Annotated in this window: 12 protein-coding genes; 5 read left to right on the top strand and 7 right to left on the bottom strand. The window is 70.8% G+C overall.

Annotation, left to right across the window (positions count from 1 at the left end; genetic code table 11):
- Positions 1 to 2 precede the first annotated feature (2 nt).
- The 4 genes from ACQPZP_RS13215 to ACQPZP_RS13200 all read left to right on the top strand — a co-directional run bounded on the left by ACQPZP_RS13215 (position 3) and on the right by ACQPZP_RS13200 (position 4460).
- Positions 3 to 761, top strand: coding sequence for an FHA domain-containing protein (locus ACQPZP_RS13215; protein ID WP_433477907.1), 759 nt, complete (start codon positions 3 to 5; stop codon positions 759 to 761).
- Positions 758 to 2263 carry a hypothetical protein gene (locus ACQPZP_RS13210; RefSeq protein WP_433477906.1) on the top strand — a complete coding sequence of 502 codons (1506 nt, stop codon included), beginning with the start codon at positions 758 to 760 and terminating at the stop codon, positions 2261 to 2263. The genes ACQPZP_RS13215 and ACQPZP_RS13210 overlap by 4 nt, the downstream gene beginning before the upstream one ends.
- Complete coding sequence (locus ACQPZP_RS13205) at positions 2251 to 3102, top strand: glutamate ABC transporter substrate-binding protein (RefSeq protein WP_433477905.1); 852 nt, start codon at positions 2251 to 2253, stop codon at positions 3100 to 3102. Before ACQPZP_RS13210 ends, ACQPZP_RS13205 begins: the two co-directional genes overlap by 13 nt.
- A gap of 173 nt (positions 3103 to 3275) precedes the next feature.
- The gene (locus ACQPZP_RS13200) at positions 3276 to 4460 is read left to right on the top strand and encodes a hypothetical protein (protein ID WP_433477904.1); all 1185 of its coding nucleotides are present in this window, start codon (positions 3276 to 3278) and stop codon (positions 4458 to 4460) included.
- On the opposite strand, the gene ACQPZP_RS13195 is transcribed toward ACQPZP_RS13200, so the two are convergent.
- On the bottom strand, positions 4424 to 5053 hold the full coding sequence (locus tag ACQPZP_RS13195; RefSeq protein ID WP_433477903.1) for a hypothetical protein: 630 nt from the start codon (positions 5051 to 5053) through the stop codon (positions 4424 to 4426). The two genes, ACQPZP_RS13200 and ACQPZP_RS13195, sit on opposite strands and share 37 nt — an antisense overlap.
- A gap of 124 nt (positions 5054 to 5177) precedes the next feature.
- Here ACQPZP_RS13195 and ACQPZP_RS13190 point away from each other — a divergent pair, with 124 nt between their 5' ends.
- Positions 5178 to 5696 carry a PH domain-containing protein gene (locus ACQPZP_RS13190; RefSeq protein WP_433477902.1) on the top strand — a complete coding sequence of 173 codons (519 nt, stop codon included), beginning with the start codon at positions 5178 to 5180 and terminating at the stop codon, positions 5694 to 5696.
- A 38-nt stretch (positions 5697 to 5734) separates the two neighbouring features.
- Here the strand turns inward: ACQPZP_RS13190 and ACQPZP_RS13185 are convergent, their stop codons facing one another.
- From ACQPZP_RS13185 to ACQPZP_RS13160, 6 genes are read right to left on the bottom strand one after another with little or no spacing between them, the layout of a single operon-like run.
- Complete coding sequence (locus tag ACQPZP_RS13185; protein WP_433477901.1) at positions 5735 to 7192, bottom strand: NAD(P)/FAD-dependent oxidoreductase; 1458 nt, start codon at positions 7190 to 7192, stop codon at positions 5735 to 5737.
- 11 nt (positions 7193 to 7203) lie between these two features.
- Complete coding sequence (locus tag ACQPZP_RS13180; RefSeq protein WP_433477900.1) at positions 7204 to 8043, bottom strand: ABC transporter permease; 840 nt, start codon at positions 8041 to 8043, stop codon at positions 7204 to 7206.
- Positions 8040 to 8903, bottom strand: a complete 864-nt coding sequence (locus ACQPZP_RS13175) for an ABC transporter permease (protein WP_433477899.1) — start codon at positions 8901 to 8903, stop codon at positions 8040 to 8042. The genes ACQPZP_RS13180 and ACQPZP_RS13175 overlap by 4 nt, the downstream gene beginning before the upstream one ends.
- On the bottom strand, positions 8903 to 10147 hold the full coding sequence (locus ACQPZP_RS13170) for a polyamine ABC transporter substrate-binding protein (RefSeq protein ID WP_433477898.1): 1245 nt from the start codon (positions 10145 to 10147) through the stop codon (positions 8903 to 8905). Before ACQPZP_RS13170 ends, ACQPZP_RS13175 begins: the two co-directional genes overlap by 1 nt.
- Positions 10144 to 11295 (bottom strand): ABC transporter ATP-binding protein, encoded by a 1152-nt coding sequence (locus ACQPZP_RS13165; protein ID WP_433477897.1) that lies wholly within the window; start codon positions 11293 to 11295, stop codon positions 10144 to 10146. Before ACQPZP_RS13165 ends, ACQPZP_RS13170 begins: the two co-directional genes overlap by 4 nt.
- 37 nt (positions 11296 to 11332) lie before the next feature.
- Positions 11333 to 12766, bottom strand: coding sequence for a gamma-aminobutyraldehyde dehydrogenase (locus ACQPZP_RS13160; RefSeq protein ID WP_433477896.1), 1434 nt, complete (start codon positions 12764 to 12766; stop codon positions 11333 to 11335).
- Positions 12767 to 12821 lie beyond the last annotated feature (55 nt).

Here is a 12821-nt window from a genome sequence, read left to right as displayed (position 1 = left end):
GCATGGCGAGCTGCCCCAACGGACATACCTCGCAGTCACCGGACTACTGCGACATCTGCGGCGAGCGCATCGGCGACGCCCCCTCCGGCGGGGGCCCCTCCGGCGGGGGCCCCGGGCCCTCGCCCGGCGGGACGCCGTGCCCCGACTGCGGGACGCCCAGCACCGACCGGTTCTGCGAGGCGTGCGGCTACGACTTCGCGACCGGCGGCGGCAAGCCCACGCCGAGCCCGGCGCCCGAGCCCGGCCCCGCTCCGGTTCCGCCCGTGCCTGCTCCCCCGGTGCCGGAGCCACCCGTGCCGGCGCCCCAGGTCCCGGAGCCGCCGGTGCCGCCCCCGCCGGTCCCCGGGCCTGTGTGGACGGCGGTTGTGACGGCCGACCGCGACTACTACAACACGGTCGTCGCCGAGGAGGGGCCCGACTCGGCGGCGCTGTCGTTCCCTCCGTACGCGCCCGAACGGCGGATCCCGCTCACCGGGCGGGAGGTCCGCATCGGGCGGCGCAGCTCGTCCCAGCCGTCCCCGCCCGAGATCGACCTGCGCGAGCCGCCCGAGGACCCCGGCGTCTCGCACGTCCACGCGGTGCTGCTGGCGCGGCCGGACGGCGCCTGGACGCTCGTCGACCCCGGCTCGACGAACCGGACCTGCCTGAACGGGTCCACCGACCCCATCCCGTACAACGTGGAGATCCCGGTCTCCGAGGGAGACCGCATCCACGTCGGCGCCTGGACCACCATCACGCTCACCCGAGGCGAGGCGACATGACGGCCGTTCAGCACGCTCCCCCGGGGCATCCCGCCCCCGCCGCGCAGGCGCCGCCCGCCCGGCACGGCCCCGGAGGGCTCGGGCGGGCCCCGGACACGCCGCCGTCCGGTGCCGCGCGGCTGCTCCCCCGGACGGTCGCGGGCCGCGTCCGGACGCTGACCGCGCTGACGCTCGTCCTGCTGGTGGTGCTGATCGGCGTCGCCTGGGCGGCGATCGCGAACGCCCGCGAGGGGGTGCGGGTCATCGGCCACGACGCCGGCCCGCAGGTCGTCGCGACCGGCGACCTGTACTTCCAGCTCACCGACATGGACGCGCAGCTCGCGAACGCGCTGCTGATCGGCGACGCGCCCGGCGGCGGGCGCGACCAGGCGCTCGCCCGCTACGACCAGAACCGGCGCAAGGCCGGCGACGCGCTGCTGAAGGCCGCGAAGCTCGCCGACGAGGCGACCGAGAACAACACGGCCCGGGACCTGCTGGACGCCCTCGCCCGGTACGAGCGCCTCGCCGGGCAGGCCCTCCTGCTGGACCGGCAGTCCCCGCACGCGTCCGGGCCGCCGTCACAGAAGGTCGTGGACCTGTACCGGCAGGCGACCGACCTGATGAAGCTGGACCTGCTGCCGAAGGCGTACAACCTGACGCTCGACAACGGCACCCTCGTCCGGCACACCTACGAGGAGAAGCGGTCGGCCGTCCTCCTCGGGCGCTCGGCGATCCTCATCACGGGCCTGGTGCTGCTGGCCGTTCTCGCGGGCTTCCAGCTCTTCCTCGCCCGGCGGTTCCGGCGGCTGCTGAACGTCCCGCTCGCGCTGGCGACGCTCGGAACGCTCGTCCTGGTCGCAACCGGCGCACTCATGCTGTCCAAGCAGGCGGACCACCTTCGCCAGGCCAAGGAGGAGGGCTTCGACTCGATCCTGGCGCTGTCGCGGACGCGCGCGATCAGCAACAGCGCCAATGCGGACGAGACGCGGTTCCTCCTCGATCCGGGGCGCGCCGACGCCTACGAGCAGGTCTACCTGAGCAAGTCCCAGACCGTCCTGTACCTGAAGGCGGGCAACCTGACCCAGTACAACGCGGCCGTCCAGAAGGACCTGTCGTTCGGGCGGGGACGCGCGCCGTTCCTCGGCTTCCTCGGTACCGAGGCCAGCCGGCCGATCGAGGCGAGCGGGCCGGAGACGGAACTCGTCGACGTCATGAGAAGGGTGCTGGCCGACTACCAGAAGGTCCAGGCCAACGACCGCCGGATGAGGGACCTCGTCAACGGCGACAAGCGCGACCAGGCGGTCGCCGCCCGGGGCGCCGCCGCCGCGGACTTCGCCCGGTACGACCGGTCCCTGCAGGACCTCGTCCGCATCCACCGGACGGCGTTCGACAAGGCCGTCGAGGACGGGGACGGCGGGACGAGCGGCTGGTACGCCGTGCTGCCGATCGCGGGCGTCGTCATCGCCGCGCTCGTGCTGATCGGCGTGCGCCCGCGCCTGGCCGAGTACCGGTGGTCGAAGTGAGGGGGCGGCGGATCGCGGCGGCCCTCCTCGCTGCGGCGACGGTGCTCGGCGCCGGGACGGCGTGCGGGATCGCCGACGCCGGGGAGGGCTCTGTCGCCGACAAGGACACGCTGGTCATCGGAGTCAACGGCGACCAGCCGGGACTCGGCGAGCGCAAGGGCGGCACCTTCGAGGGATTCGACATCGACATCGCCAAGGAGATCGCGAGGCGGCTCGGTGTGACCGGCGCGAATGTCACGTTCAAGCAGGTGACGTCGGCGACCCGCGAGAAGATGATCCAGGACGGCGACGTCGACCTCGTGGTGGCGAGCTATTCCGTCACGCCCGAACGCAAGGTGAAGGTGTCGTTCGCCGGCCCGTACTACGTGGCGCACCAGGACATCCTCGTCCGCGAGTCCGACGCCGGGAAGATCCGCAGCATCGACGACCTGAAGGGCCGGCGGCTCTGCAGGGTGCCGGGGTCGGTGTCGTTCCCGCGCGTCCACGACGAGCAGGGCGTCGCCGCGGTGCCCGTCGAGGCGGACGGTTACGCCGGCTGCCTCACCGAACTGACGGGAGGCAGGCTCGACGCGGTCTCGACCGACGACCTGATCCTCGCGGGCCTCGCGGCGAAGGCGTCCGGGAACGGCCCGCCGCTCACGATCGTGAACGCGCCGTTCACCGACGAGCCGTACGGCGTCGGCCTGCGGAAGGGCGACGCCGACGGCTGCGAGGCGGTGAACAAGGCGATCACGCAGATGTACCAGGACGGCACCGCGCCGCGGCTGCTGGACAAATGGTTCCGCCCCGCCGGGCTCAAGGTCACCACCACGGTCCCGCAATTCGAGGGGTGCGTTTGAGAATCCGTCACCGAGTGCACGGAATGGATTACGGAATGGCACCGGAAGGGGCGGTGAGACCGGCCGGTCACTGAGATCAGTCGGTTACGTAAGTTCCGGTCGGCGTGCGTGATCGTAAGTTATGGTCGCGATCAAAACCCGATCCGGCATTCTCCGTCCCCCCGAGGAGTTCCATGACGACGGTCATCCTGGTGGTGATGTGCGTCGTGGTAGGGGCGCTCGAACTCTACGCGGGCAAGCAGAGCCGGGACCAGGCGAATACTTTCAACCGCCGGATCGACGAACTGAACGACCAGGTCACGAAGCAGAACAACGTGCTCGTCACCGTGGGCGAGCAGCTGACCGCCGAACTGGCGCGGGTCAAGCAGGACGTCCTGCCGGCGCTCGACAACCGGCTCCGGCAGAACACCGGGCAGGTCGAGGAGCTCGCGGGTCTCGTCCACCAGGCGGACGACTACCTGCGGACGCAGGCGGGCCGCCTGCACGAGCTGGAGCAGCAGCGGATCACTCTGGCCGCGCTGCGCCGCAAGCTCGGCGAGGTCGAGACGTCGGTGCGGGCCGTCACCCGGGCGGGCGGCGAGGCGGTCGAGGGGAGGGTCGACGCCGCCCTCGGCCGGCTGGCGGACCTGGAACGCGGCGGTGAGGAGATCCTGGAGCTGCAACGCGCGCTCACCCGCACCCTGGAGGGCGTCGAGGACGTCGTGGCGGAGCTGCTCCAGTTCACCGAGGGCGAGCTGGACGACACCGTCACCGCGGCGCTCACCGGGCGTCCCCGCGCCCACGGCGACGCCGTCACCACGACGGGGCGCCTGTGGACGCGCGACGACCAGCTTGAGGACATCCTCTGCGAGATGTACGAACGGTGCGTGCGCGCGAGCCGGCTGAACGTCAGGTTCCGCACCGCCGAGGGGGCGGACGGCCCGGTCCCCGGCTCCCCGGAACGCCGCCGGTACTTCCTCGGCGGGCACGCCAGCGAGGACCTCGCGGGCGTGTTCAGCGCTCTGCTCATCTCGGCGGGCGCCGACACCCCGGCCAACGGCGGCGACGCGAAGCGGGGGCTCGCGCGGGTGGAGCCGGGCGTCCCGCCGGGGGTCGAGCCCGTGCGCGTTCCCGAGGACGAGGCCGCGCTCAAGGCCCTGCTGCGCACGCTTTCGGAGTCCTCGGGCGCCGTCGCGCAGATCGGCCCGCTGATGGCCGTCCGGACGCGGGACGAGCTGCTGTGCGCGGTGCTGACCGCCGCGCAGTCGCTGGAACTGGAGAGCGACGAGGTGTTCTGGGACCCGGCCGCCGCGACCGTCCGGCTGCGGCGGCTGCCGTCCCATCAGCTGTGGGACCTGACCGGCTGGGCCACCCCGTAAGCCCGCACGGTCCGCTCCGCCGGGCCGCCGATGCGCACGTACAGCGGGCAGCCCAGCGCGCGGGTCTGCGGGTCGACCTCGGCGCACAGTCCGATCCCGGCGGCGCGGTCGAGGAACACGACGTTCTCCACGGCCCTCGCACCGCGCACCGCGTACGGGACGGAGTCGGCGTCGCCGGTGTCGAAGAGCTCCTCGAACGTCAGCCTGCGCGCGAACCGCATCAGCACCCCGGCGTCCACGACGCGGCTGCCGATCGCCGCCGACGGGCCCGCGACGACGATGCCGAAGCTCGGGTTCTCCCGGCCGCGGACGTAGATCTCCCGGTCGGGCTCCAGGCCCCTGCGCCGGTCGGGGACCTGGACGCCGAACCCGGCCTCGCCGTCCAGGTAGGCGGGCGGCCCGAACCCGGGCGGCGCCGTCCCGTCCCGGACGCGCAGCGCCCCCGCCGGCATCTCCCAGCCGGGCAGGTACACGCCGAGGCCCCGCAGCAGCAGCCGCCAGATCGGACGTCCGGTCACGTCGGGCGCGAACTCGCCGCGCGGCCCCCTGGCCCCCCGCGGCCCTTCGGCGTCGCCGTCCATGCCGACCATCATCGGCCGGACGATCTCCCTCCGACAAGATCCCGCGCGGGGCCGGACCCCTTACCCCGCGGCCCCTGCGGCGCCCGGGCCGTGTCGGCTACGGTTGAACCAACCGGATCATGACGAGGACGCCGCCGTGAATCTGCAGGACATGATGGTGCACCGCGACAACTCGTCGCGGACCGTCGACAAGTATCTGATGTCCTACGAGGGCCGCGTCATCGCGGTGCGCCGGCACCCCGCCGTCCTGCTGGCGCCGGTCGCGATCGTCGTCGCCGGGCTCGTCGCGTGCTCGGCGGTCAGCGCGGTCACCGGGCTGATCTGGGTCTGGTGGCTCTGGCTGATCGCGATCGGCTACCTGGTCTGGAAGGTCATCGCCTGGTCGGTGGAGTTCTTCCTGGTCACCGAGCACCGGGTGATGGTCGTCAACGGCGTCCTCAACCGCAACGTCGCGATGATGCCGCTGGCCAAGGTCACCGACATCGCGCTGAACCGCTCCATGGCGGGCCGGGTGCTCGGCTTCGGCGAGTTCGTGATGGAGTCCGCGGGCCAGAAGCAGGCGCTCCGCAACGTGGGCTACATGCCCTACCCGGAGCAGCTCTACCTGGAGGTCTCCTCGGTCATCTTCGGCTCGGTCGACGAGTCCCCCGACTAGGGCCTGGCGGGGGCGTCTCCGGAAGGCGCCGACCCGGTTCAGGAGTCGAAGCCGAGGCCCAGGCGGTCGAGGGTGCGGAGCCAGAGGCCGCGGCGTCCGGCGTTGCGGTCGGCGCGGGCGATCTCACGGCGGGTCAGCTCGATGACGCCGTAGCGGAGCGGCTCCGGCGGGAACGGGACGGGCTTGGAGCGCACCATCTTCAGCCGGGTCCGTTCGGTCTCCTCACCGGGCGCGAGGCCGACGCGCAGCAGGTCGAGCATGACGTCGGCGCCGAAGCGGGTGGCTCCGACGCCGAGGCCGGTGTAGCCAGCCGCGTAGGCGAGCCTGCCGTCGTAGGCCGTCCCGAAGAAGGCGCAGAAGCGGCTGCAGGTGTCGATGACGCCGCCCCACGCGTTGCTGAAGCGGACGCCTTCGAGTTGCGGGAACGTGGTGAAGAAGTGCTGGGCGAGCGTCGCATACGTGGCAGGACGCCGTTCCAGGCCGGGGTGTAGCCCGTTTCCATAGTGATAGACGGCGTCGTAGCCGCCCCAGACGATCCGGTCGTCCGCCGTGAGCCGGTAGTAGTGGAACTGGTTGGCGCTGTCGCCGAGGCCTTGGCGGTGCCGCCATCCGATGGCCGCGCGCTGTTCGGCGGTGAGCGGCTCGGTGACGAGGGCGTAGTCGTACACGGGGACGAGGAAGCCGCGCAGCCGCCGCAGGATCGGCGGGTAGGCGCCGGTGCCGAGCGCGACCCGCCGGGCGGTGACCGTCCCGTGCGGAGCGTCGTTCCCCCGCGAGCGGCTCACGCCGGTCAGCCTGAGACGCCGGGCATCGGCTTGCAGTCCGGTGACGCGGGTGTTCTCGTAGACGCGTACGCCCAGGGAGCGGCACGCGTCCGCCAGGCCCCAGGCCAGCTTGGCGGGGTGCACCATGACGACGGAGTCGCGGTCCCACAGGCCGGCGAGGTAGGTGGGCGAGTCGACCTCGGCGCGGACGGCGTCCGGGCCCAGCATGATCGGTTCCCAGCCGTGCTCGAACGCCTTCTCCGCCGCCTGTTCGAGCGCGGGCACCTGCCATTCCTCGGTGGCGACGCTCATCTCCCCGGTCGGCTCCCATTCGGCGTCGATGCCGTACCGGGTCAGGGTCTCGCCGATGTCGCGGAGGTTGTCCCAGCCGAGGCGTTCGAGCGTGTGCATGTCGTCCGGCCAGCGTCCGAGCCCGTTCTCCAGCCCGTGGGTGAGGCTGGCGGCGCAGAATCCGCCGTTGCGCCCGGACGCGGCGGCGCCGATCCGGCCGGCCTCCAGCACGACCACGTCCAGGGACGGGTCGCGTTCCTTGGCGAGGAGGGCCGTCCAGAGGCCGCTGTACCCGCCGCCGACGACGGCGAGGTCGCATGATTGCGCGCCCGTCAGCGCCGGGCCGGCGGCGGGACGGGCCGGGTCCTGGAGCCAGAACGGCTCCGGGGCGGCGTCGGCGAGCGACTCCGGCACGTCCGCTCCCGTCCCCCGATCGGTCATGACGGCGCCGTTCAGCGGGCCGCGCGGGCGCTGCGCCGCGCGGACACGACCGCGATCACGACGCCCACCGCGAAGATGAGCGTCCCCATCACGTTGACCTGCGGGGGCGTTCCCGTCCTGGTGGAGCCGTAGATCCACAGCGGGAAGGTGACGGTGGAGCCGCTGGTGAAGTTCGTGATGACGAAGTCGTCGATGGACAGGACGAACGCCAGCAGCGCCCCCGCGACCACACCCGGCATGATCATGGGAAGGGTGACGAGCCGGAACCGCGCCCACGGGCCGGCGCCGAGGTCCTGCGCGGCCTCCTCCACCGCCGGGTCCAGGCCGACGACGCGGGCCCGGACCGTCACCGCCACGAACGCGATGGAGAACATCACGTGCGCGACGAGGATCGTCAGGTAGCCGCGCGGCAGGTTGAACGTGACGAACATCGACAGCAGCGAAGCGCCCATCACGATCTCGGGGCAGGAGATCGCCATGAACAGCACGAGGTTGGTCGAGCCCTTGCCGCGGAACCGGTAGCGGCCGAGCGCGAGGCCCGCGAACGTTCCGATGACCGTGGTGATCAGCGTGCTGAGCAGCGCGATCGTCAGGGAGTTCACGACGGCGGTGGTGAGGTCGCTCTTGTCGAAGAGGTGCGCGTACCACTTGAGCGTGAAGCCCTCCCAGCGGAAGTTCTGCTTGCTGTGGGTGTCGTTGAACCCGAAAAGGATCATGATCGCGATCGGCAGGATCAGCCAGGCGATCAGTGCGAGCGTGTAGCCGTGGAGACCGGAGATCCGCCTGCCGGCCCCTCGCCGGCCTCTCGCGGCGCGGCGTCGTCGCGGGGTCTTGGTGAGCGTCGTCGTCATCGTCTCGCCGCCTCCAGGACGTCCTGCGTGCCGAGAGTGCGGGCGTAGGCGAAGATCCCGACGAGCAGGATCGCCATCAGCGCGAACGACAGCGCGGACGCCGTCGGGTAGGCGCTGTTGTTGAAGTACTCCGTCTGGATCACGTTGCCGATCATCGTGTTCTGCGGGCCGCCGAGGACCTCGGCGTTCACGTAGTCCGACGACACCGGCACGAACGTCATGATCACGCCGGCGAACACGCCGGGCAGCGACAGCGGCAGGATCACCCGGGTGAACGCCTTCGCGCGGCTCGCGTACAGGTCGTAGGCCGCCTCCACCACGCGCGGGTCGATGCGTTCCAGGGCCACATAGATCGGCAGCACCATGAACGGCAGGAAGTTGTAGGTGAGCCCGGACACGACCGCGATCCCGGTGTCGAGGACGTGGAAGTCCCCAGGCAGGATCCCGTGGTCGCGCAACGGCCCGAGGATCGGCCCGTTGTCGGTGAGGACGAGCTTCCACGACACCGTCCGCAGGATGAACGAGACGAAGTACGGGAGCAGCAGCAGGAACAGGTACGTCGACTTGTTGCGTCCGCCGCGGAACGCGATCCAGTACGCGGCCGGGTAGGCGACGACGATGCACGCGACCGTCGCGATCAGCCCGTACCAGAGCGAGCGGACGAACTTGTCGCCGTAGGTGTCCAGGCCGTCGGTGTAGTTCTGCCAGTGGAGCGTCTGCCGGAACCCGTCGATGAGGTTGCCCGTCTGCAGCGACAGCGACACCATCAGCACCATCGGGACGAGGAAGAACGCGGCCAGCCAGAGCCCGCTCGGCAGGATCATGAGGTACGGCGCGAGCCGCCCCCGTCCCCGCGCCATCACGACCCCTTGGAGATCGGCTCGAAGATCTTCTGGTACTCGGTCTCCTCGGCCTGGGTGAGCCGCCGGTAGTGCCGCAGCCGGGCCAGGTCGCCCTGCGACGGGAAGATCAGCGGGCTGGTGCTCAGCCTGGTCAGGTCCTTCTTCTCCGCCCCGGTCGCCTGCTGCGCCTGCTGCGTGATGATCTGCCGGGTGGACGGGATCGGCGGCATGTAGTTGATGAACTCGGTCAGCGGGACGTTGTTCTCCGGGACGTACAGCCAGTCCATCAGCGTCAGCGCGTCCACCGGGTTCTCGGCGGTCTTCGGGATGCACATGTTGTCGGTCCAGATCGTGCCGCCCTCCTTGGGCACCACGAACCTCACGTCCGGGCTCGTCAGGCTGTAGACGTCACCGGACCACGCCATCGTCATCCACACGTCGCCCTTGCTGACGGCGTCGACGTAGTCCTGGGTGTAGTACTTGCGGACGATGCCCTTGTCGCGCTGCTCCCGGAGCTTGGCGGCGGCCTTCTCCCAGTCGGCCTTCGTCGACTTCTCCGGGTCGATGCCGAGCAGGAACATCCCGAAGTTCCCGAGCTCCTGCGAGTCGCCCATCATGCCGACCTTGCCCTTGTACTTCGGGTCGAACAGCTGGGCGATGCTGGTGATCTCCTCCTTCACGTACTTGGTGTTGTACGCGATGCCGGTGACGCCCGACTCGTACGGGATCGTGAAGGCGTTGCCGGGGTCGTAGGACGGGTTCTTGAAGGACTGTCCCGCGTTCGCCTGGAAGTTCTTCAGCTTCGACAGGTCGAGCGGGGCCAGGTAGCCGAGCTGGCGGCACTGCTCCAGCTGGATCCCGTTCGTCATGACCATCAGGTCGAAGCCGATGGACTGTCCGGCGGCCAGCGGCGCCTGGATCTTCCCGAACCACGGGCCCATCTCCTGGATGACCTCCTTGTAGGTCACCTTGATGCCCGTCTCCTTCTCGAAAGCCTTGATGGTCTCCCGGTCGTCCTGCATGTAGCCGGGCCAGTTCGCCCAGTTAAGCCTGCCGTTCTTGGCCTTGCCCGCCCAGTACTTCTGGACGTCGCTCTGGCTGACCTTCTCCTTGCCGCCCTGCCCCTTCACGCCGCAGGCCGACAGGGCGAGCCCGGCGCCGGCCGCGCCCATCAGTCTCAGGACGTCGCGACGGGTCGTGGTCGAACGCGCCAGGCGCGGCCGCGTGAGTCCGCGCAGGAATGCGGGGTCGATCTGGCTCACTGGGGGGCTCCTAGGGCGTACGAGTGGCGCGGGTCCCATGACAGCCAGACGTCGTCGCCGCGCACGGCGATGTCGTCGGCGGACGTGGCGTTCTGCAGGAACACGACGACGTCGGCCCCAGCGGAGGTGGTGATGTTGTAGTTCGTCGACGTCCCGAGGTACACGACCTCGGTCACGGTCCCCCGGACCCCGCACAGGCCGTCCCCCGGCTTGTCCAGCCCGATGCCGATCTTCTCCGGGCGGACGGTCAGCTCCAGCCGCTCCCCCTCGGCGAGGTCGAGGCCCTCCCTGACCGGGACTTCGATCCGTCCGTCCGGGCCGTGGGAGAGCACGGCGCTGCCGTCACCCGCCCGGGTGACCTCGCCGCCCAGCAGGTTGGACGTCCCGATGAACCCGGCGACGAACCGCGTGGCGGGGTGCTCGTAGATCTCCCGTGGCGTGCCGAGCTGCTCGATCAGCCCGTCGTTCATGACGGCGATGCGGTCCGACATCGTGAGGGCCTCGCCCTGGTCGTGCGTCACGTACACGAACGTGATGCCGACCTCCCGCTGGATCCGTTTCAGCTCGACCTGCATGGCCTGCCGGAGCTTCAGGTCGAGGGCGCCGAGCGGTTCGTCCAGCAGCAGGGCCCGCGGCCGGTTCACCAGCGCGCGGGCCAGCGCGACCCGCTGCTGCTGGCCACCGGACAACTCGGCGGGACGGCGCCTTTCCCGTCCCGCCAAGTCGACGATGTCCAGCATCTCCCCCACCCGGCGCTTGATGTCCGCCTTCGGAACGCCGCGCCGGCGCAGGCCGAACGCGACGTTCTCGAACACGCTCATGTGCGGGAACAGCGCGTACGACTGGAACACCATGTTCACGTCGCGCCGGTTGGGGGGCACACCCGTGACGTCCTGCCCGTGCAGACGGACCTCGCCCGCCGTCGGCTCCTCGAAGCCGGCGACCATGCGCATGGTCGTCGTCTTGCCGCAGCCGGACGGGCCGAGCAGGGAGAAGAACTCCCCCTGCGCGATCGCCAGGTCCACTCCGCGGACCGCGGCCACGGTCTCGCCATAGGCGTGGTACGCCTTCTCGACTCCCTGGAGCTCTATGGCGGGAACCGCGCGACCGGGGTCGTCGCGCGCCGGGGCGGGGTGGGTCTCGGTCATGGGCGGGACTTCCTTCACGGGCTCCGGTCGGCGTCGATCAGCCGCCGATGTAGTGCATGACGTGCTTGACGCGGGTGTAGTCCTCGACTCCGTACATCGACATGTCCTTGCCGTAGCCGGAGTGCTTGAAGCCGCCGTGCGGCATCTCCGACACCAGCGGGATGTGGGTGTTGACCCAGACGGCGCCGAAGTCCAGGGCCTTGCTCATGCGCATGGCGCGGCCGTGGTTCTGCGTCCACACGCTTGCGGCCAGGCCGTACTTCACGCCGTTGGCCCACTCGACGGCCTGCTGCTCGTCCGAGAAGCTCTGGACGGTGATGACCGGCCCGAACACCTCGTTCTGCACCATCTCGTCGTCCTGCCTCAGGCCGCCGACGACGGTCGGCGCGAAGAAGTAGCCGCTGTCGCCGACGCGCTCGCCGCCGGTGAGGACCTTGGCGTGGCTGGGCGCCCGCTCGATGAAGCCCTGGACGCGTGCCAGCTGGTTCGCGCTGTTCACCGGTCCGTAGAAGGCGTCGGCGTTGCTGGGCGGCCCGACCACGGTTCCCTTGGCGGCCTCGGTGAGCGCCTCGGTGAACTCGTCGTGCAGCCGGCCGGCCACCAGGACGCGCGTGGCCGCCGTGCAGTCCTGCCCTGCGTTGAAGAACCCGGCCTCGGCGATGCCCGCCGCGGCCGACTCGACGTCCGCGTCGTCGAACACGACCACCGGCGCCTTGCCGCCCAGCTCCAGATGGACGCGCTTGAGGTCCTTGGCCGCCGACGCGGCGACCTCCATACCGGCCCTGACGCTCCCGGTGATGGACACCATCTGCGGCGTCGGGTGCTCGACCAGCGCGCGCCCCGTGTCACGGTCGCCGCAGATGACGTTGAAGACGCCCGGCGGCAGGTACTCGGCCGCGATCTCCGCCAGCATCAGCGTGCTCGCCGGCGTCGTCTCGGACGGCTTCAGCACGACCGTGTTGCCCGTCGACAGTGCCGGCCCGATCTTCCAGACCGCCATCATCATCGGGTAGTTCCAGGGGGTCACCTGGGCACAGACCCCGACCGGCTCCCGCCGGATCGAGGACGTGTGGTCCGCCATGTACTCACCGGACGCCTTGCCCTCCAGGACCCTGGACGCCCCCGCGAAGAAACGGAGGTTGTCCACCATCGGCGGGACCTCCTCGTCCAGGGTCATCTGGAGCGGCTTGCCGGTGTCCCGGCTCTCCACCCGGACGAGTTCCTCCGCGCGCTTCTCGACCGCGTCGGCGAACCGCAGCATCGCCAGGCTCCGCTCCCCTGGCGTTGCGTCGCGCCAGGCGGGGAACGCGTCGGCCGCCGCGCGGAACGCGGCGTCGACGTCCTCGGCGCCGGACACGGGCGCCTCGGCGTACGTCTCGCCGGTGCTGGGGTCGACCACCTCCAGCGTCCGCCCGTCCTTGGCGTCCACGTACTCGCCGCCGATAAAGTTGCGCAGCCGCTCGCCGCTCATTCTCAGATCCCTCCCGGGCGCCTTCGCCCGTTCTGTCCTGTTGGCCCGACCCTTA

Source organism: Spirillospora sp. CA-142024 (assembly GCF_050942325.1).
Classification (GTDB): Bacteria; Actinomycetota; Actinomycetes; order Streptosporangiales; family Streptosporangiaceae; genus Spirillospora.
Note: the sequence above shows the minus strand (reverse complement) of the source record. Positions and strands in the feature narration are given on the sequence as shown.